This is a genomic window from Pseudomonas sp. AOB-7, assembly GCF_003696305.1.
In the GTDB taxonomy this organism is placed as follows: domain Bacteria; phylum Pseudomonadota; class Gammaproteobacteria; order Pseudomonadales; family Pseudomonadaceae; genus Aquipseudomonas.
Genome location: NZ_RFFK01000004.1, coordinates 100,734 through 118,533, shown reverse-complemented (window position 1 = coordinate 118,533; position 17,800 = coordinate 100,734). Strand labels below are relative to the sequence as shown.

The 17,800-nt window shown below is 65.3% G+C and carries 19 protein-coding genes; all 19 read left to right on the top strand.

What is annotated here, in order from left to right; translation table 11 throughout:
• Window positions 1-35 precede the first annotated feature (35 nt).
• Window positions 36-1,220, top strand: a complete 1,185-nt coding sequence (locus tag EA796_RS09425) for a flagellin (RefSeq protein WP_122108425.1) — start codon at window positions 36-38, stop codon at window positions 1,218-1,220.
• A 77-nt stretch (window positions 1,221-1,297) separates the two neighbouring features.
• Complete coding sequence (locus tag EA796_RS09420) at window positions 1,298-1,657, top strand: flagellar protein FlaG (RefSeq protein WP_122108424.1); 360 nt, start codon at window positions 1,298-1,300, stop codon at window positions 1,655-1,657.
• Between the two features lie 68 nt (window positions 1,658-1,725).
• The gene (gene fliD, locus EA796_RS09415; RefSeq protein WP_122108652.1) at window positions 1,726-3,138 is read left to right on the top strand and encodes a flagellar filament capping protein FliD; all 1,413 of its coding nucleotides are present in this window, start codon (window positions 1,726-1,728) and stop codon (window positions 3,136-3,138) included.
• A gap of 6 nt (window positions 3,139-3,144) precedes the next feature.
• A complete protein-coding gene (fliS, locus tag EA796_RS09410) occupies window positions 3,145-3,534 on the top strand; it encodes a flagellar export chaperone FliS (protein WP_021444001.1) in 390 nt (129 codons plus the stop codon).
• A gap of 70 nt (window positions 3,535-3,604) precedes the next feature.
• Window positions 3,605-3,985, top strand: coding sequence for a flagellar export chaperone FliS (gene fliS / locus EA796_RS09405; RefSeq protein ID WP_031303112.1), 381 nt, complete (start codon window positions 3,605-3,607; stop codon window positions 3,983-3,985).
• 25 nt (window positions 3,986-4,010) lie between these two features.
• Window positions 4,011-4,304: a hypothetical protein gene (locus tag EA796_RS09400; protein ID WP_021444003.1), complete on the top strand. Its 294-nt coding sequence runs from the start codon at window positions 4,011-4,013 to the stop codon at window positions 4,302-4,304.
• Between the two features lie 259 nt (window positions 4,305-4,563).
• The gene (locus EA796_RS09395; RefSeq protein WP_021444004.1) at window positions 4,564-6,039 is read left to right on the top strand and encodes a sigma-54 dependent transcriptional regulator; all 1,476 of its coding nucleotides are present in this window, start codon (window positions 4,564-4,566) and stop codon (window positions 6,037-6,039) included.
• Between the two features lie 178 nt (window positions 6,040-6,217).
• On the top strand, window positions 6,218-7,432 hold the full coding sequence (locus EA796_RS09390; RefSeq protein WP_122108423.1) for a PAS domain-containing sensor histidine kinase: 1,215 nt from the start codon (window positions 6,218-6,220) through the stop codon (window positions 7,430-7,432).
• A gap of 5 nt (window positions 7,433-7,437) precedes the next feature.
• On the top strand, window positions 7,438-8,853 hold the full coding sequence (gene fleR, locus EA796_RS09385) for a sigma-54-dependent response regulator transcription factor FleR (protein WP_122108422.1): 1,416 nt from the start codon (window positions 7,438-7,440) through the stop codon (window positions 8,851-8,853).
• A 256-nt stretch (window positions 8,854-9,109) separates the two neighbouring features.
• On the top strand, window positions 9,110-9,439 hold the full coding sequence (locus tag EA796_RS09380) for a GIY-YIG nuclease family protein (RefSeq protein WP_122108421.1): 330 nt from the start codon (window positions 9,110-9,112) through the stop codon (window positions 9,437-9,439).
• 139 nt (window positions 9,440-9,578) lie between these two features.
• Complete coding sequence (gene fliE / locus EA796_RS09375; protein ID WP_021445177.1) at window positions 9,579-9,908, top strand: flagellar hook-basal body complex protein FliE; 330 nt, start codon at window positions 9,579-9,581, stop codon at window positions 9,906-9,908.
• A gap of 10 nt (window positions 9,909-9,918) precedes the next feature.
• Complete coding sequence (gene fliF / locus EA796_RS09370) at window positions 9,919-11,700, top strand: flagellar basal-body MS-ring/collar protein FliF (protein ID WP_122108420.1); 1,782 nt, start codon at window positions 9,919-9,921, stop codon at window positions 11,698-11,700.
• Complete coding sequence (gene fliG / locus EA796_RS09365; RefSeq protein ID WP_021444795.1) at window positions 11,693-12,709, top strand: flagellar motor switch protein FliG; 1,017 nt, start codon at window positions 11,693-11,695, stop codon at window positions 12,707-12,709. Before fliF ends, fliG begins: the two co-directional genes overlap by 8 nt.
• Window positions 12,710-12,712: 3 nt before the next feature.
• A complete protein-coding gene (gene fliH / locus EA796_RS09360) occupies window positions 12,713-13,507 on the top strand; it encodes a flagellar assembly protein FliH (protein WP_122108419.1) in 795 nt (264 codons plus the stop codon).
• A complete protein-coding gene (gene fliI / locus EA796_RS09355; RefSeq protein ID WP_122108651.1) occupies window positions 13,497-14,858 on the top strand; it encodes a flagellar protein export ATPase FliI in 1,362 nt (453 codons plus the stop codon). Before fliH ends, fliI begins: the two co-directional genes overlap by 11 nt.
• 3 nt (window positions 14,859-14,861) lie before the next feature.
• A complete protein-coding gene (gene fliJ / locus EA796_RS09350) occupies window positions 14,862-15,311 on the top strand; it encodes a flagellar export protein FliJ (RefSeq protein WP_122108418.1) in 450 nt (149 codons plus the stop codon).
• Window positions 15,312-15,397: 86 nt separating this feature from the next.
• The gene (locus EA796_RS09345; protein ID WP_021444187.1) at window positions 15,398-15,703 is read left to right on the top strand and encodes an STAS domain-containing protein; all 306 of its coding nucleotides are present in this window, start codon (window positions 15,398-15,400) and stop codon (window positions 15,701-15,703) included.
• A gap of 2 nt (window positions 15,704-15,705) precedes the next feature.
• A complete protein-coding gene (locus tag EA796_RS09340) occupies window positions 15,706-17,394 on the top strand; it encodes a fused response regulator/phosphatase (RefSeq protein WP_021444188.1) in 1,689 nt (562 codons plus the stop codon).
• A 30-nt stretch (window positions 17,395-17,424) separates the two neighbouring features.
• Window positions 17,425-17,778: an Hpt domain-containing protein gene (locus tag EA796_RS09335; protein WP_021444189.1), complete on the top strand. Its 354-nt coding sequence runs from the start codon at window positions 17,425-17,427 to the stop codon at window positions 17,776-17,778.
• The last annotated feature ends 22 nt before the right edge of the window (window positions 17,779-17,800 follow it).

Genomic DNA, 17,800 nt, shown 5'->3' with positions numbered 1-17,800 from the left:
GCTCATCTGAGTACCAGCCCATTGGAGGCAACACCATGGCCCTTACCGTCAATACCAACATTGCGTCCCTGAACACTCAGCGCAACCTGAACACCTCGTCCAAGGCGCTGGATACTTCCCTGCAGCGCCTGTCCACCGGTTCGCGCATCAACTCCGCCAAGGACGATGCCGCCGGCCTGCAGATCGCCAACCGTCTGACCAGCCAGGTCAATGGCCTGGGTGTTGCGGTACGTAACGCCAACGACGGCATCTCCCTGGCGCAGACCGCCGAAGGTGCCCTGCAGCAGTCGACCAACATCCTCCAGCGTATGCGTGATCTGTCCCTGCAGTCGGCCAACGGTTCCAACAGCGACTCTGAACGCACTGCGCTGAATGACGAAGTAACTCAGTTGAAGAAGGAGCTGGATCGTATCAGCAACACCACCACCTTCGGCGGTCGTCAGTTGCTGGACGGTACCTTTGGTGTGGCCAGTTTCCAGGTAGGGGCTTCCGCTAACGAAATCATTAGCGTTGGCATCGATAAAATGAGTTCTACGTCTTTGGACGGTACCTTCTACGAGGCTGACGGTGGCGGTGCTGTAACAGCGGTTACGGCTGCTGGTGATGTCGATATTGAAATTACGTTGGAAGGTGTAACTGATCCGGTCGAATTGACTGTGACCATGAAGGGCGATGAAACCGCCGAAATGGCTGCCGCGAAGATTGCGGCGGCGATTAACGATGCCAACGTTGGTGTCGGTGCATTTGTTGATGGCGATGAGATTTCGTACGTGGCCAAAGCGACCAAGGATGCTAACGGTGATCCGATCAGCGCTGTTACGTCCATCGCCATTACCGATACCGACACCACTGGTGCAGGTACGGCCGCAGGGGCAGCAGCATTTACCGTTGCTGCTGACGCCGACAGTACCGTTAAAGCAATCGACATCACCACAGCCAAAGGGGCGCAGTCTGCTGTACTGGTGATTGACGATGCCATCAAGTCCATTGATGCCCAGCGTGCCGAACTCGGTGCGGTGCAGAACCGCTTCGAGAACACCATCGCTAACCTGCAGAACATCGGCGAGAACGTCTCTGCCGCCCGCGGTCGTATCCAGGACACCGACTTCGCCGCCGAAACCGCCAACCTGAGCAAGAATCAGGTGCTGCAGCAGGCCGGTACCGCGATCCTGGCCCAGGCCAACCAGCTGCCGCAGGCCGTGCTCAGCCTGCTGCGCTAAGCTGAAAAGCCAGCTAGTTTGAGTTTCGGGGAGTAGTGCCAGGCGCTACTCCCCGTTTTGCCATGTGAGGTGAGCTCATGGATATCGATTCGATCAAAGGGGTTCCGGTGTCCGGCGGTGTTGCACGTGCCCGCGGCGAGGCGCTGCGTCAGCCGCAGATCTCGAGCGACGCGGGCGGGAACCGGCAGTTACCGGTACAGTCGCTGGCCCAGGCGCGTGCGCCTATGGAGGCGGCGGTCTCCAGCATTCAGGAGTTCGCCCAGAGCATTCAGCGCAACCTGAATTTCTCCCTGGACGATTCCACCGGCAGGGTGGTGGTCAAGGTGACCGACAGCGTTTCTGGCGAGGTCATTCGGCAGATTCCTTCGGAAGATGCCTTGCGCCTGGCCGAGAGCCTGGACGAGGTTCGCAGCCTGCTGTTCAAGGCCGAGGCGTAACTGGCCCGGTTCTTGATTGGCATGGGTTATTCGGCGGTAAGCGTCAACAGAGTGACGAGGTGTTCAACATGGTGGGTATAACAGGCGTTGGTTCCGGTATTGATATCGACAGCATCGTCAAGGCGATGGTCAATGCGGAGAAGGCCCCCAAGGAAGCGCAGCTGGCGCGTCTGGAGAAGAGCACCACCACCAAGTTCTCCGCCCTGGGCCAGCTCAAGAGCGCGCTCAGCGAGTTCCAGACGGCGCTCAAGGCCTTGAGCGACTTCTCGTTGTTCGAGAAGCGCACGGCTTCCTCGTCCGACACTAGTGCCTTGACCCTATCCGCCACCAAGAATGCACTGCCAGGAACCTACCAGATAGAGGTGGGGCGCTTGGCTACCGCCAGCAAGGTGGCCAGCGCCACGGTGGGCAGTGGCTTCAGCAGCGGTGCAGGCGAGGAAGTCTTCACAGTCAAGCTTGGTGTCGACGATGCTGGCACCGAGGTCAGAATCGCCGCCGGTTCCGATCTGGCCAGCACCCGTGACCAGCTCAATGCGGCGCTGAAGGACAAGGGCATCAGCGTCAACATCGTCGGTAACCCGGGGACCGGGGAGTCGCGTCTGGTGTACAGCTCCACCAAGACCGGTGCCGGTGAGGATGTGATCGTCACCGGCAGCGGCAGCCTCGCGGCGCTCGACGTGGACGGCACTCAGGCCCTGAACTCGACTGATCCTGCCAGTGCCGGTTACATCACCCAGGCGGCGGATGCGCAGTTCAGCATCGACGGCCTGGCGCTGACCAGTGCGAGCAATAGCGTGACTGGCGCCATACCGGAGGTGACCCTTGAGCTGCTGACCAAGACGGAAGCCAATAAGCCGCTGACGGTCAGCGTCGGCCAGAACTCCACCGGCGTCACCGATGCGGTGAACAAGTTCGTCGAGGCCTACAACAAGCTGATCAAGACCAGTAATCAGCTGACCAGCGTGGTTTCCGTCGGGGACGGCAAGCCGCCTGTGGCCGGCGGTCTGGTCGGTGACGCCACTGTGCGCAACGTGCTGAGCGCCGTGCGCAACCAGCTGGTCAACCCAGTAAATGGTCAAGGTGATCTGCGCGTGCTGGCCGACCTGGGGATAGTCACCGAGAAAGACGGAACCCTCAAAGTCGACGCCGATAAGCTCAAAGTCGCTGTCGAGGGTAACTTCGAGGCGGTGGGCGCCTTTTTTGCTGGCGAAAGCGGCCTGATGCAGCGCCTGGACAAGAGCATCGACGGCTTTATCAAGACCGGCGGCGTGCTCGAGCAGCGCATGAACGGCCTGCAGAGCACCATCAAGGATATCGACAAGCAGAAGGAAAACCTCAATCTGCGCATCGACAAGGTTCAGGCCCGGCTGTATGCGCAGTTCAACGCGATGGATATGTTGGTCGGTCAGCTGAACCAGACCAGTGATCGCCTGACGCAATCGCTGGCAAGCCTGCCCGGTTTCGTGAAAAAGGACAGCTGATAACTCATGAGCAACCCAATCGACACCTACAAAACGGTCAATACCGCGCAGGACGTAAGCCCCTACCGTATCGTTCAGTTATTGCTGCAGGGCGCCCTGGAGCGTCTGTCCCTGGCACGCCATGCCCAGCTTGAGGGCAATCCGGAGGTTCGCGGCCTGGCTGTCGGCAGTACGCTGTCCATCATTGGTGCTTTGCAGGCCGGGCTCGACAAGGACCTGGGCGGTGAAATTGCCGAGAACCTGGACGCCTTGTACGACTATATGACCCGGCGCCTGGCCGGCGTGGCGTTGGACGATACGCCGCGCAGTCTGGACGAGGTGCAGGCCTTGTTGAGCCAGATCAAGGAGGCCTGGGACGCCATCGGCCCCGAGGTTGAGCCCGCATCGGCGAGTTAAATTCGCCTAAAGCTTTACTGGCCAGAGCCGATACCCAAGGTATCAGCCAAACAGCAGAGCGAGAGCGACGATGAATGCAATGGCGGCCCTCCAGCAGTACCAGACCGTCAATACCCAAGCCCAGGCCTTCGAGGCCAGTCCCCATCGCCTGATTCAGATGTTGATGGAGGGTGGTCTGACCCGTATCGCCCAGGCGCGTGGCGCCATGGAGCGCGGTCAGACGGAGCTGAAGGGGGAGTTGATCGGCAAGAGCATCGCCATCGTCGGCGGCCTGCGCGAGGCGCTGGATCATCGCCAGGGTGGCGAGCTGGCGGCGAATCTGGATAGCCTCTACGAATATATGACCGGGCGACTGCTGCAGGCCAATCGCAACAACGAGCCGGCGTTGCTCGAAGAAGTGGCCGCGCTGCTGCGCGAGGTCAAATCCGCTTGGGATGCCATCGCCCAGTAAGGGCGTGGCATCGGAGGAGAAGATTATGAATGCTACTGTCCAGCGTTTGCAGGCGACCGGCACGGCTCTGCGCGACGCCCTGGCCAAGCAGGACTGGGCGGCCATCGGCGAGCTGGACCTGCAATGCCGCATGGCGGTCGATGCGGCCATGGTCGAGAGTCGCGATGAAGAGCAGCTGCGCGGCAGCATGGAGAACCTGCTGGTGCTCTACCGTGAGCTGGTGACCGTTTGTCAGGCCGAGCAGCAGCGCCTGGCTGGCGAACTGGTGCAGCTGAATCAGTCTCGTCAGGGCGCCAAGGTTTACCAGCTTTTCGGTTGATTTAGTCGCAATTTCCCGAGCTTAGCCGTCAGGTTGGGCTCGGTTCCCCTTTCCGCAGTTTCCTGTCAATTCTCCCTTTCCATCGCTTGCCGCTACCCGATTGGACAAACAGCTGCTTAGCTATTGCCTGGTTGAGCAAAAAAGATACGCCATAAAATTGACATCGGCCAGGATATTGACTTTACTGGTGGCCAATTGCCGTGCGCGTCGAGGATCTGGCGTGCAATTTCCTTCACTCCTCGAGTCAGACAAACACAAGATGTGGCGTGAAACCAAAATCCTGTTGATTGACGACAATGCCGCGCGCCGCCATGAGCTGGCGATCATTCTGAATTTCCTCGGGGAAGAATACCTCGCCTGTAGCAGCCAGAACTGGCAGGACGCGGTCGCCGCGCTGAGTTCCAGCCGCGACGTGCTCAGCGTGTTGCTGGGCGAGGTCGAGTCCAAGGGCGGTGCGCTCGAGCTGACCAAGCAGATAGTCGGCTGGGACGAGTTCCTGCCGCTGCTGACGATCGGCGAGACCGCGGCCGGTGACTGGCCGGAGGACCTGCGCCGTCGCGTGCTGGCCAGCCTGGAAACCCCGCTGAGCTACAACAAGCTGCTCGATTCGCTGCACCGCGCCCAGGTCTATCGCGAGATGTACGACCAGGCCCGCGACCGCGGTCGGCAGCGCGAGCCCAACCTGTTCCGCAGCCTGGTCGGCACCAGTCGCGCGATTCAGCAGGTGCGGCAGATGATGCAACAGGTGGCCGACACCGAGGCCAGCGTGCTGATCCTCGGCGAGTCCGGCACCGGCAAGGAGGTGGTGGCGCGTAACCTGCACTATCACTCCAAGCGCCGCGAAGCGCCGTTCGTGCCGGTCAACTGCGGTGCGATTCCCGCCGAGTTGCTGGAGAGCGAGCTGTTCGGTCACGAGAAGGGTGCCTTCACCGGCGCCATCACCAGCCGGGCAGGGCGCTTCGAGCTGGCCAATGGCGGCACCCTGTTCCTCGACGAGATCGGCGACATGCCGCTGCCGATGCAGGTCAAGCTGCTGCGCGTGCTGCAGGAACGCACCTTCGAGCGGGTCGGCAGCAACAAGACGCAGACCGCCGACGTGCGCATCATCGCCGCCACCCACAAGAACCTGGAGAAGATGATCGAGGAGGGCAGCTTCCGCGAGGATCTGTACTACCGCCTCAACGTTTTCCCCATCGAGATGGCGCCGCTGCGCGAGCGTATCGAGGACATCCCGCTGTTGATGAACGAGCTGATCTCGCGCATGGAGCACGAGAAACGTGGCTCCATCCGTTTCAACTCGGCGGCCATCATGTCGCTGTGCCGCCACGACTGGGCGGGCAACGTACGCGAGCTGGCCAACCTGGTCGAGCGCATGGCGATCATGCATCCCTACGGGGTGATCGGCGTCGGCGAGCTGCCGAAGAAGTTCCGCCACGTCGACGACGAGGACGAGCAGCTGGCCGCCAGCCTGCGCGAGGAGTTGGAGGAGCGTGCGGCGATCATGGCCGGTCTGCCGGGCCTGGACACCCCGGCCATGCTGCCGCCCGAGGGCCTGGATCTGAAGGACTACCTGGGCAATCTGGAGCAGGGCCTGATCCAGCAGGCGCTGGATGATGCCGGTGGCGTGGTGGCGCGTGCTGCCGAGCGTCTGCGTATCCGCCGCACCACCCTGGTGGAGAAGATGCGCAAGTACGGCATGAGCCGTCGTGAAGAGGAGGGTCAGGACGAGGATTGACTCGCCACTGATCCGTCCGCCACTGGCGGATACTCGATCAATAAAGCCGGAGCTTTGACGCAACCTCCGGCTTTATTTTTCAAGTGATTGAAAAATAAAGCTAAAAAAGTAGGCACGGGGATTGCTAAACCTCTCTCACCTGACCGTCTTCTGACGGTGCGTTGTGCGAGAGAAGAAGATGAAAGCAAGCGTTCGCCCCTCCGAGCCAGTCGAGTCGAGCCCTTCGGCGCCGCTCGAGCAAGCCAGTCGTGCCGGTCTGGAGCAGGCTTTCGCCCTGTTCAACCAGATGTCCAATCAGCTCAGCGAGTCCTACAGTCTGCTCGAGGCTCGCGTCAGTGAACTGAAGGGGCAGTTGGCGCTGGTCAGCGCCCAGCGCATGCAGGAGCTGGCGGAGAAGGAGCGTCTGGCCCATCGCCTGCAGAGCCTGCTGGACCTGCTGCCAGGCGGCGTCATAGTGATCGACGGCCAGGGTGTGGTGCGCGAGGCCAATCCGGTGGCGCGCGCGTTGCTCGGCCAGCCCCTGGTCGGCATGCTCTGGCGCCAGGTGATCGCGCGCAACTTCGCCCCGCGCGAGGACGACGGCCATGAGATCTCCATGAAGGACGGCCGTCGCCTGTCCATTGCCACCCGCTCGCTGCATGGCGAGCCGGGGCAGCTGGTGCTGCTCACCGACCTGACGGAAACCCGTCGCCTGCAGGATCAGCTGTCGCGCCACGAACGCCTCTCCGCCCTGGGGCGCATGGTCGCTTCCCTGGCCCATCAGATTCGCACGCCGCTGTCCGCCGCTTTGCTCTACGCCAGCCACCTCAACGAGCAGGTGCTGCCGGCCGAGCAGCAGCAGCGCTTCGCCGGGCGTCTCAAGGAGCGCCTGCACGAGCTGGAGAACCAGGTGCGCGACATGCTGATCTTCGCCCGTGGCGAGCTGCCGTTGCCGGATCGCCTCGGCCCGCAGGCGCTGTTCGCCGCCCTGCGTGCCGCCGCCGAACCCCATGTGACCGGCATGACGGTGCGTTGGCAGTGCGACGTTCGCGCCGGCGAGCTGCTGTGCAACCGCGACACTCTGGTCGGCACCCTGCTCAACCTGATCGACAACGCCATCCAGGCGGGCGGGCGCGAGGCGCGGCTGAAGGTCCACCTGTATCGCCGCGACAATCAGCTGCGCCTGTGCATCAGCGACAACGGCCCGGGCATGGATGCCGCCACCCTGGCGCGCCTGGGCGAACCCTTCTTTACCACCAAGACCACCGGCACCGGCCTCGGCCTGGCGGTGGTCAAGGCCGTGGCGCGCGCCCACCAGGGTCAGCTGCTGCTGCAATCGCGGGTCGCTCGCGGCACCTGCGCCATCCTTTCCCTGCCGCTGCTCGATGTGGCGCCCAGAATGAATCAGGAGTGATCCCCATGGCTGCCAAAGTTCTGTTGGTCGAAGACGACCGCGCCCTGCGCGAAGCCCTGGCCGATACCCTGTGTCTCGGGGGGCATGACTACCGCGCGGTGGATTGCGCCGAGGCGGCGCTGGTCGCCCTGGGCGAGGAGCCGTTCGGCCTGGTGGTCAGCGACGTCAATATGCCGGGCATGGACGGTCACCAGTTGCTGGCGCAGATCCGCGGCCGCTACCCGCAGTTGCCGGTGCTGCTGATGACCGCCTTCGGCGCGGTGGAGCGGGCGGTGGATGCGATCCGCCAGGGCGCCGCCGATTACCTGGTCAAGCCGTTCGAGCCGCGTACCCTGCTGGAGCTGGTGGCGCGTCACGCCCTGGGCTGCTTGAGCGCGGGCGACCGCGACGGCCCGGTGGCGCTGGAGCCGGCCAGTCTGCAGCTGCTGGAGCTGGCTGCGCGGGTGGCGCAGAGCGATTCGACGGTGATGATCACCGGCGAGTCCGGCACCGGCAAGGAGGTGCTGGCGCGCTATATCCACCAGCAGTCGCCGCGTGCCGGTGGCCCGTTCATCGCCATCAACTGCGCGGCGATTCCCGACAACATGCTCGAGGCCACGCTCTTTGGTCACGAGAAGGGCGCCTTCACCGGCGCGGTGACGGCGCAGCCGGGCAAGTTCGAGCTGGCCGACGGCGGCACCATCCTGCTCGACGAGATTTCCGAGATGCCCCTGGGCCTGCAGGCCAAGCTGCTGCGCGTGTTGCAGGAACGTGAAGTGGAGCGGGTCGGCGCGCGTAAACCGATCAGCCTGGATATTCGCGTGCTGGCCACCAGCAACCGCGACCTGGCCGGCGAGGTCGCGGCCGGGCGCTTCCGCGAGGACCTCTACTATCGCCTGTCGGTATTCCCCCTGGCCTGGCGACCGCTGCGCGAGCGGCCCGCCGATATCCTGCCGTTGGCCGAGCGATTGCTGGCCAAGCACGTCAAAAAAATGAATCAGTCCCCCGTACGCCTGTCCGAGGCCGCCGCGCAGAGCCTGCTGCATCACCAGTGGCCGGGCAACGTGCGCGAGCTGGACAACGCCATCCAGCGCGCCTTGATCCTCCAGCAGGGCGGCGTGATCCAGCCGCAGGACCTGTGCCTGCATGCGCCCATCGGCCAGGCGGTGCAGGCCCCGGCGCCGCGTCTGGCGGTGGTGCCCAGTGCGCCGGCGGCCTCGCCGCAGGCGGTCGAGGCGCCGGGTGCGGTGGATGCCGGCGCGTTGGGCGAGGACCTGCGCCGCCGCGAGTTCCAGGTGATCATCGATACCCTGCGTGCCGAGCGCGGCCGCCGCAAGGAGGCCGCCGAACGCCTGGGCATCAGCCCGCGCACCCTGCGTTACAAGCTGGCGCAGATGCGCGATGCCGGTATGGACGTCGAGGCTTATCTCTACGCCAGCTAGTTTTGCTGGGCTGAGCGGGGGCAGGAGGTACGGCTGATAGGGTGGCCTGGGTCCCCGCCTTCGCGGGGATGACGGCGATAGAAAACTCGAGGTCATCCCCGCGAAGGCGGGGACCCAGCAGCAGCGTTCAAGTTGTCGAGATTTTTGTGGACGACTATTTTTAACGCCCGTGACTGTTGAAACATGAATTCAAAACAGGCCTCTGAGAAGCCCTTTATTCATTCAGGCATTTTCACAATCTGCAAAGGACTGCAGCATGAAACAGCCAGCCGTTTACATCATGGCCAGCCAGCGTAATGGCACGCTCTATACCGGCGTCACCGCCAATCTGCTTCAGCGAAGCTGGCAGCATCGAGAAGACGTTGTCGAAGGCTTTACCCGCCGCTACGGCGTGAAGATGCTGGTGTGGTACGAGCAGCATGAGAGCATGGGCGGCGCGATAGCCAGGGAGAAGGCGATCAAGAAATGGAATCGAGCCTGGAAGCTGCGTCTAATCGAAGAGCGAAACCCGCCGTGGCGGGATCTTTGGTCGGAGGTTGTTGGTGACTTCTCCATTGCCGCTGGATCCCCGTCTTCGCGGGGATGACGGGTCTGCTTCTTTCGTCTACCCCCTCGTTTCGTTGCTGCCCGAGCCTCTGAGGCTGTAGCAGCCTTTTCTGGCACCCTTGTTGCAAATACCCCTGCAACGCACCGCAAGTGTCAAAAAGCGGGCAGTGGAGGAAGTCATGAGCCAGGGTGTTGAATTCAATCGCTTGATGCTGGAAATGCGCGCCATGCAGTCCGAGGCGATGGCGCGGCAGAAGCCGGCCGTCAGCGAGCCGGTGCAGGGCGCGCCGAGTTTCTCGGAGATGCTCGGCCAGGCGGTGACCAAGGTCAACGAGACCCAGCAGGCCTCCAACAAGCTGGCTACCGCCTTCGAGATGGGGCAGAGCGGGGTGGACCTCACCGACGTGATGATCGCCTCACAGAAGGCCAGCGTGTCCTTCCAGGCCATGACCCAGGTGCGCAACAAGCTGGTCCAGGCTTATCAAGACATCATGCAGATGCCGGTTTGAGGGTTGATTGATGGCTGAAGCAGCAGTAGCAAACTTACCGGCCAAGGCGGACGCGGCGCAGGCCAAGGGCCCGTTGCTGGGTCTGAGCTTCCTAGAAAACCTCGCGGACATGTCGGTGCTGCGCCAGCTCGGCCTGCTGGTCGGCCTGGCTGCCAGCGTGGCCATCGGCTTCGCCGTGGTGCTCTGGTCGCAGCAGCCGGATTACCGTCCGCTCTACGGCAGCCTCAACGGCATGGACGCGACCCAGGTGGTGGAAACCCTCAGCGCCTCGGGCATCGATTACACCGTGGAGCCCACCTCCGGCGCGCTGCTGGTCAAGGCCGACGACCTGGCGCGGGCGCGCATGCGCCTGGCCGCCGCCGGCGTGGCGCCGACCGACAACAGCGTCGGTTTCGAGATTCTCGACCGCGAGCAGGGCCTGGGCACCAGCCAGTTCATGGAAGCCACTCGCTACCGCCGCGGTCTGGAAGGCGAGCTGGCGCGCACGGTCTCCAGCCTCAACAACGTCAAGGCAGCGCGCGTGCACCTGGCCATGCCCAAGGCCTCGGTGTTCGTCCGCGACGAGCGCAAGCCGTCGGCCTCGGTGCTGGTGGAACTGTATCCGGGCCGCGCCCTGGAGCCGAGCCAGGTGATGGCCATCGTCAACCTGGTCGCCACCAGCGTGCCGGAACTGGACAAGGGCCAGGTCACCGTCGTCGACCAGAAGGGCAACCTGCTCTCCGATCAGCAGGAGCTGTCCGAGCTGAGCATGGCCGGCAAGCAGTTCGACTACAGCCGGCGCATGGAAAGCCTGCTGACCCAGCGCGTGCACAACATCCTGCAGCCGGTGCTGGGCACCGGCCGCTACAAGGCCGAGGTGGCCGCCGACGTCGATTTCAGCGCGGTGGAATCCACCTCCGAGATGTTCAACCCGGACCAGCCGGCGCTGCGCAGCGAGCAGCAGGTCAACGAACAGCGCCACAGCAGCCTGCCGCCGCAGGGCGTGCCCGGCGCGCTGTCCAATCAGCCACCCGGTCCGGCCGCGGCTCCCGAGCAGGCGACCGCCGCCGCGGCGCCTGCCGGTCCGGTGGCTGCCGGCCAGCCGCTGGTGGATGCCAACGGCCAGCAGATCATGGACCCGGCCACCGGTCAGCCGATGCTGGCGCCGTACCCGGCGGACAAGCGCGAGCAGTCCACCCGCAACTTCGAACTGGATCGCTCGATCAGCTACACCAAGCAGCAGCAGGGCCGCCTGCGCCGCCTGTCGGTGGCGGTGGTGGTGGACGATCAGGTGCGCGTCGACCCGGCCACCGGCGAAACCAGCCGGGTACCCTGGAGCGCCGACGATCTGGCGCGCTTCACCCGCCTGGTGCAGGACTCGGTGGGCTTCGACGCCAGCCGCGGCGACAGCGTCAGCGTGATCAACACCGCCTTCACCACCTCGCTGGGCGAGGAAATTCCGGACATTCCGTTCTACACCCAGCCCTGGTTCTGGGACATCGTCAAGCAGGTGCTCGGCGTGTTGTTCATCCTGCTCCTGGTGTTCGGGGTGCTGCGTCCGGTGCTCAACAACATCACCGGTGGCGGCAAGGGCAAGGCGCTGGCCGGCGGCGACGTCGAACTGGGCGAGATGGCCGGCCTCGATGGCGAGCTGGCAGACGATCGGGTCAGCCTCGGCGGGCCGCAGAGCATACTGCTGCCCAGTCCCAGCGAGGGGTATGATGCGCAACTGAACGCGATCAAGAGCCTGGTGGCGGAAGACCCTGGCCGCGTCGCCCAGGTCGTGAAAGAGTGGATCAACGCCGATGAGTGACAACCGTACCCCCGCCAAGCTGAGCAAGGTCGACAAGGCCGCCATTCTCCTGCTGTCGCTCGGCGAGACCGACGCCGCCCAGGTGCTGCGGCACCTCGGGCCGAAGGAAGTGCAGCGGGTCGGCGTGGCCATGGCCGGCATGCGCAATATCCATCGCGAGCAGGTCGAGCAGGTGATGGGCGAGTTCGTCGAGATAGTCGGCGACCAGACCAGCCTGGGCGTCGGTGCCGACGGCTACATCCGCAAGATGCTCACCGCGGCCCTCGGCGAGGACAAGGCCGGCAACCTGATCGACCGCATCCTGCTCGGCGGCAGCACCAGCGGCCTGGACAGCCTCAAATGGATGGAACCGCGCGCGGTGGCCGACGTGATCCGCTACGAACACCCGCAGATCCAGGCCATAGTCGTCGCCTACCTCGACCCGGACCAGGCCGGCGAGGTGCTCAGCCACTTCGACCACAAGGTGCGCCTGGACATCATTCTGCGCGTGTCCTCGCTCAATACCGTGCAGCCCTCGGCGCTCAAGGAACTCAACCAGATCCTCGAGAAGCAGTTCTCCGGCAGCGCCAACACCACCCGCGCCACCATGGGCGGGGTCAAGCGCGCGGCGGACATCATGAACTTCCTCGACAGCTCGGTGGAAGGTCAGCTGATGGACTCGATCCGCGAGGTGGACGAAGACCTGTCGACGCAGATCGAGGACCTGATGTTCGTCTTCGACAACCTCGCCGACGTCGACGACCGCGGCATCCAGGCGCTGCTGCGCGAGGTGTCCTCCGAGGTGCTGGTGCTGGCGCTCAAGGGCGCCGACGAGGCGATCAAGGACAAGGTGTTCAAGAACATGTCCAAACGTGCCGCCGAGTTGCTGCGTGACGACCTGGAAGCCAAGGGGCCGGTCCGCGTCAGCGACGTCGAGGCGGCGCAGAAGGAAATTCTCACCATCGCCCGGCGCATGGCCGAGGCCGGCGAGATCGTGCTCGGCGGCAAGGGCGGCGAGGAGATGGTCTAAGTCATGGCGGCGGGCAAGGAGTCGGAAAGCGAGCTGATTCGCGCCAAGGACCTGGGCGCCTTCGACCGCTGGGCGCTGCCCAGCTTCGACGCGCCTGGCGAGGTGCCAGGCGAAGTCGATCCGGCGGTGGACGCGCCGACGGCAGAGGTCGAGGCGCAGGACGTCGGACAGAGCGAGGAGGTGGCGCTAGAGGACGTCAAGCCGCTTACCCTCGACGAGCTCGAGGCCATCCGCCAGGACGCTTACAACGAAGGCTTCGCCACCGGCGAGAAGGACGGCTTCCACGCCGGCCAGCTCAAGGCCAAGCAGGAGGCCGACGCCGCCCTGGCGCTCAAGCTGGGCAGCCTGGAGCAGGTGATGGCGCAGTTGTTCGAGCCCATTGCCGAGCAGGACCAGCAGCTGGAAGTGGCCCTGGTGCGCCTGGTCAGCCATATGGTGCGCGAGGTGATCCAGCGCGAGCTGGCCAGCGACTCCAGCCAGATCCGTCAGGTGCTGCGCGAGGCGCTCAAATTGCTGCCGATGGGCGCCGACAACGTACGCATCCAGGTCAACCCGCAGGATTTCGAGACCATCAAGGCGCTGCGCGAGCGTCACGAGGAAAGCTGGCGCATCCTCGAGGACGACAGCCTGCTGCCCGGCGGTTGCCGCATCGAGTCGGAGCACAGCCAGATCGACGCCAGCGTCGAGACCCGCCTGGCGCAGGCGCTCAAGCAGTTGTTCGAGCAGCAGCGCGCGCAGATCACCCAACCGCCGGAAGCGGATATCAGCCTGGATCTGGATGGCGGCGATGCGCCTTGACCGGGTGAGTTTCGCCAGGCGCCTGGGCGGCTACACCGAAGCCATCCATTTGCCCAGCCAACCCATACTCGAAGGCCGCCTGCTGCGCATGGTCGGCCTGACCCTGGAGGCCGAGGGCCTGCGCGCCGCCATTGGCAGCCGCTGCCTGGTGGTCAACGGCGACAGCTACCACCCGGTGCAGGTCGAGGCCGAAGTGATGGGCTTTTCCGGCAACAAGATCTACCTGATGCCGGTTGGCAGCTTGGCCGGCATCGCCCCCGGCGCGCGGGTGGTGCCGCTGCCCGACGCCGGGCGTCTGCCCATGGGCCGTTCCATGCTCGGCCGAGTGCTCGACGGCGCCGGTCGCGCCCTGGACGGCAAGGGCGGGATGAAGGCCGAGGACTGGGTGCCGCTGGACGGGCCGACCATCAACCCGCTCAAGCGCCATCCGATCAGCGAGCCGCTGGACGTCGGCATCCGCTCGATCAACGGCCTGCTCACCGTCGGCCGTGGCCAGCGCCTGGGCCTATTCGCCGGCACCGGCGTCGGCAAGTCGGTGCTGCTGGGCATGATGACCCGCTTCACCGAGGCGGAGATCATCGTGGTCGGGCTGATCGGCGAGCGCGGTCGCGAGGTCAAGGAGTTCATCGACGAGATCCTCGGCGAGGAGGGCCTCAAGCGCTCGGTGGTGGTCGCCTCGCCGGCCGACGACGCGCCGCTGATGCGCCTGCGCGCGGCCATGTACTGCACGCGCATCGCCGAATACTTCCGCGACAAGGGCAAGAACGTCCTGCTGCTGATGGATTCGCTGACCCGTTTCGCCCAGGCCCAGCGCGAGATCGCCCTGGCCATAGGCGAGCCGCCGGCGACCAAGGGCTACCCGCCGTCGGTGTTCGCCAAGCTGCCCAAGCTGGTGGAGCGTGCCGGCAACGCCGAGGCCGGCGGCGGTTCGATCACCGCCTTCTACACCGTGCTCTCCGAGGGCGACGACCAGCAGGACCCGATCGCCGACGCCGCCCGCGGCGTGCTCGACGGCCATTTGGTGCTGTCGCGACGGCTGGCCGAGGAGGGCCATTACCCGGCCATCGACATCGAAGCCTCGATCAGCCGGGTGATGCCGCAGGTGGTGTCGCCCGAGCATCTCAAGCAGGCGCAGCGCTTCAAGCAGCTGTGGTCGCGCTACCAGCAGAGCCGCGACCTGATCAGCGTCGGCGCCTACGTGCCGGGCGGCGACGCCGACACCGACCTGGCCATCGCCCGCCAGCCGCAGATGGCCCAGTACCTGCGCCAGGGCCTGCACGACAGCGAACCGCTGGAGGGCAGCAGCCGGCAGCTGACGGCCATCTTCAACCCGGCGGCGAACAAGGCCTAAGCCATGGCGGCGAGTCGTGCGGCGCGCCTGGCGCCGGTGGTGGACATGGCCGAGAAGGCCGAGCGCGAGGCGGCGCGCCAGCTCGGCCATTGCCAGGGGCTGGTGAGCCAGGCCGAGGCCAAGCTGGGCGAGCTGGAGCGCTTTCGCGGCGACTACCAGCAGCAGTGGATCAGCGAGGGCAGCAAGGGCGTCTCCGGGCAATGGCTGATGAACTACCAGCGCTTTCTTTCGCAACTGGAAACGGCCATCGGCCAGCAGCACCAGAGCCTCGACTGGCACCGCGCCAACCTGGAGAAGGTGCGCGCCGTCTGGCAGCAGCGCTACGCGCGCCTGGAGGGGCTGCGCAAGCTGGTGCAGCGCTATATCGACGAGGCGCGGCTGGCCGAGGACAAGCGCGAGCAGAAGCTGCTCGACGAGCTGGCGCAGCGCCTGATCGACCGCGGCGAGCCCTGAAGACGGGTTGTCGTGGGGCAGGGCAGGTGCTACACCTTGGGTGCGTATGCCGCCAATCAGGCAAGGTCTCGACAAAGGAGCAGGACATGGCCATCACCTCGCAGCCGTCGGCCGACGGGCAAGAGCTGACCATCGCGATTCGAGGACGTTTCGACTTCGCCTCCCACCAGGAATTTCGCGACGCCTACGAGCGCGTCAACATCACCCCCAGGCGCTACCTGGTCGACCTGCAGGGCACCAGCTACCTGGACAGCTCGGCGCTGGGCATGCTCCTGCTGCTGCGCGATCACGCCGGCGGCGACACGGCGCAGATCCGCCTGCTCAACTGCAGCAGCGATGTGCGCAAGATCCTGGCGATCTCCAACTTCGAGCAGCTGTTCCAGATCAACTGACCATGGCCGAGCGCCTGTCGATCCTGATCGCCGAGGACAACGCGGCCGATCGCATGCTGCTGTCGACCATCGTCAGTCGCCAGGGCCACCGGGTGCTCACCGCCAGCAACGGCCTGGAGGCGGTCGCGCTGTTCGAGCAGGAGCGCCCGCAGCTGGTGCTGATGGATGCGCTGATGCCGGTGATGGACGGTTTCGAGGCGGCGCGGCGGATCAAGCAGCAGGCCGGCGAGGCGCTGGTGCCGATCATCTTCCTCACCTCGCTGACCGAAGGCGAAGCGCTGGTGCGCTGCCTGGAGGCCGGCGGCGACGACTTTCTCGCCAAGCCCTACAACCGGGTGATACTCGCGGCCAAGATCGGCGCCATGGATCGCCTGCGCCGCCTGCAGGACACCGTGCTGCAGCAGCGCGACCTGATCGCCCGGCACAACGAGCACCTGCTGCGCGAGCAGCGGGTGGCCAAGGCGGTGTTCGACAAGGTGGCGCACTCCGGCTGCCTGGATGCGCCGAACATCCGCTACCTGCAGTCGCCCTACGCGCTGTTCAACGGCGACCTGCTGCTGGCGGCCTACAAGCCCTCCGGCGGCATGCACGTGATGCTCGGCGACTTCACCGGCCACGGCCTGCCGGCGGCCATCGGCGCCATGCCGCTGGCCGAGGTGTTCTACGGCATGACCGCCAAGGGCCATGCCCTGGCCGAGATCCTCCGCGAGATCAACGCCAAGCTCAAACGCATCCTGCCGGTGGGCGTGTTCTGCTGCGCCACCCTGCTCAACATCAGCAGCCAGCGCGGCCTGCTCGAGGTGTGGAACGGCGGCCTGCCGGACGGCCATCTGCTGCACGGCGATGGCCGCTCGCGCCAGCCCCTGGTGTCGCGTCATCTGCCGCTGGGCATTCTCGAGCCGGCGGCCTTCAGCGACCGCTGCGAGGTCTATCCGCTGGCCCCGGGCGACCGCATCTTTCTGCTCACCGACGGTGTGCTGGAGGCCTGCGACCAGCAGGGTCAGCTGTTCGGCGAGGCGCGTCTGCTGGCGCTGCTCGACGCCAACCGCCAGCCGCAGGCACTGTTCGAGGAAATCCAGCAGGCGCTGCTGGAATTTCGCGGCGAGGTCCAGGACGACGTCAGCATGCTCCAGGTCGGCCTCGCCGAGGACGCCGCCCGGCCACGCCCGCTGGCCTTCGCCGACAGCGGGCAGAGCAGCCCGCTGGACTGGTCGGCCAGCTTCGAGTTTCGCGCGCAGAGCCTGCGCCACTTCAATCCCTTGCCCTTCCTGCTGCAGCTGCTGCTCGACGTGCAGGCGCTGCGGCCGCGCGGCGGCGAGCTGTACACCGTGCTCGCCGAGCTCTATTCCAACGCCCTGGAACACGGTGTGATGGGCCTGGATTCGGCGCTCAAGCAGGATGCCCGCGGCTTCGCCGAGTACTACCGGCAGCGGCGCCTGCGCCTGGCGGCACTGAGCGACGGCTACGTGCGCTTTCACCTGCAGTTGCTGCCGCAGGCCGGCGGCGGGCGGCTGATCGTGCGGGTCGAGGACAGCGGGCCGGGCTTCGATCCGGCCGCCGTGGCCGCGCTGCAGGACGAGGCCCTGTGCGGGCGCGGTCTGGCGCTGGTGCGCGAGTTGAGCGATGGCTTTGTCTGCAGCGCCGACGGCCAGGGCGTCAGCGTGGAGTTTTGCTGGTCCGCTGGGGCATAATCCCAGCCTTGTTGTTCAGGGAGTGACCCGGTGTCCGATATCCACCTCGACGATGCCGTCCTGGCTGCCCTGCAGGACGTCATGGAAGACGAGTACCCGATTCTGCTCGATACCTTTGTCGCCGACTCCGAGGAGCGCCTGCGCCTGCTGCGCCAGGCCGAGCGCGAGGCCGATGCCCAGGGGCTGCGCCTGGCCGCGCACAGCTTCAAGGGCAGCTGCAGCAACATGGGGGCGGTGCTGCTGGCCGGGCTGTGCAAGCAGCTCGAGGACGCCGGTCGCCGCGAGGCGCTGGAGCTGGCGCCGGCGCTGATCGAGCAGATCGAGCGCGAGTTCGCCATAGTGCGCATCCTGTTCAAGTCCGAGCGCCAGCGTTATCGCGTCTGAGTCGCGCGCGACCGCCCTGCCT

What these genes read in the sequence shown, in the direction of transcription:
- EA796_RS09425 (WP_122108425.1), top strand. Translation starts at nt 36, where the DNA reads ATGGCCCTTACCGTCAATACCAACATTGCGTCCCTGAACACTCAGCGC.
- EA796_RS09420 (WP_122108424.1), top strand. Translation starts at nt 1,298, where the DNA reads ATGGATATCGATTCGATCAAAGGGGTTCCGGTGTCCGGCGGTGTTGCA.
- fliD (WP_122108652.1), top strand. Translation starts at nt 1,726, where the DNA reads ATGGTGGGTATAACAGGCGTTGGTTCCGGTATTGATATCGACAGCATC.
- fliS (WP_021444001.1), top strand. Translation starts at nt 3,145, where the DNA reads ATGAGCAACCCAATCGACACCTACAAAACGGTCAATACCGCGCAGGAC.
- fliS (WP_031303112.1), top strand. Translation starts at nt 3,605, where the DNA reads ATGAATGCAATGGCGGCCCTCCAGCAGTACCAGACCGTCAATACCCAA.
- EA796_RS09400 (WP_021444003.1), top strand. Translation starts at nt 4,011, where the DNA reads ATGAATGCTACTGTCCAGCGTTTGCAGGCGACCGGCACGGCTCTGCGC.
- EA796_RS09395 (WP_021444004.1), top strand. Translation starts at nt 4,564, where the DNA reads ATGTGGCGTGAAACCAAAATCCTGTTGATTGACGACAATGCCGCGCGC.
- EA796_RS09390 (WP_122108423.1), top strand. Translation starts at nt 6,218, where the DNA reads ATGAAAGCAAGCGTTCGCCCCTCCGAGCCAGTCGAGTCGAGCCCTTCG.
- fleR (WP_122108422.1), top strand. Translation starts at nt 7,438, where the DNA reads ATGGCTGCCAAAGTTCTGTTGGTCGAAGACGACCGCGCCCTGCGCGAA.
- EA796_RS09380 (WP_122108421.1), top strand. Translation starts at nt 9,110, where the DNA reads ATGAAACAGCCAGCCGTTTACATCATGGCCAGCCAGCGTAATGGCACG.
- fliE (WP_021445177.1), top strand. Translation starts at nt 9,579, where the DNA reads ATGAGCCAGGGTGTTGAATTCAATCGCTTGATGCTGGAAATGCGCGCC.
- fliF (WP_122108420.1), top strand. Translation starts at nt 9,919, where the DNA reads ATGGCTGAAGCAGCAGTAGCAAACTTACCGGCCAAGGCGGACGCGGCG.
- fliG (WP_021444795.1), top strand. Translation starts at nt 11,693, where the DNA reads ATGAGTGACAACCGTACCCCCGCCAAGCTGAGCAAGGTCGACAAGGCC.
- fliH (WP_122108419.1), top strand. Translation starts at nt 12,713, where the DNA reads ATGGCGGCGGGCAAGGAGTCGGAAAGCGAGCTGATTCGCGCCAAGGAC.
- fliI (WP_122108651.1), top strand. Translation starts at nt 13,497, where the DNA reads ATGCGCCTTGACCGGGTGAGTTTCGCCAGGCGCCTGGGCGGCTACACC.
- fliJ (WP_122108418.1), top strand. Translation starts at nt 14,862, where the DNA reads ATGGCGGCGAGTCGTGCGGCGCGCCTGGCGCCGGTGGTGGACATGGCC.
- EA796_RS09345 (WP_021444187.1), top strand. Translation starts at nt 15,398, where the DNA reads ATGGCCATCACCTCGCAGCCGTCGGCCGACGGGCAAGAGCTGACCATC.
- EA796_RS09340 (WP_021444188.1), top strand. Translation starts at nt 15,706, where the DNA reads ATGGCCGAGCGCCTGTCGATCCTGATCGCCGAGGACAACGCGGCCGAT.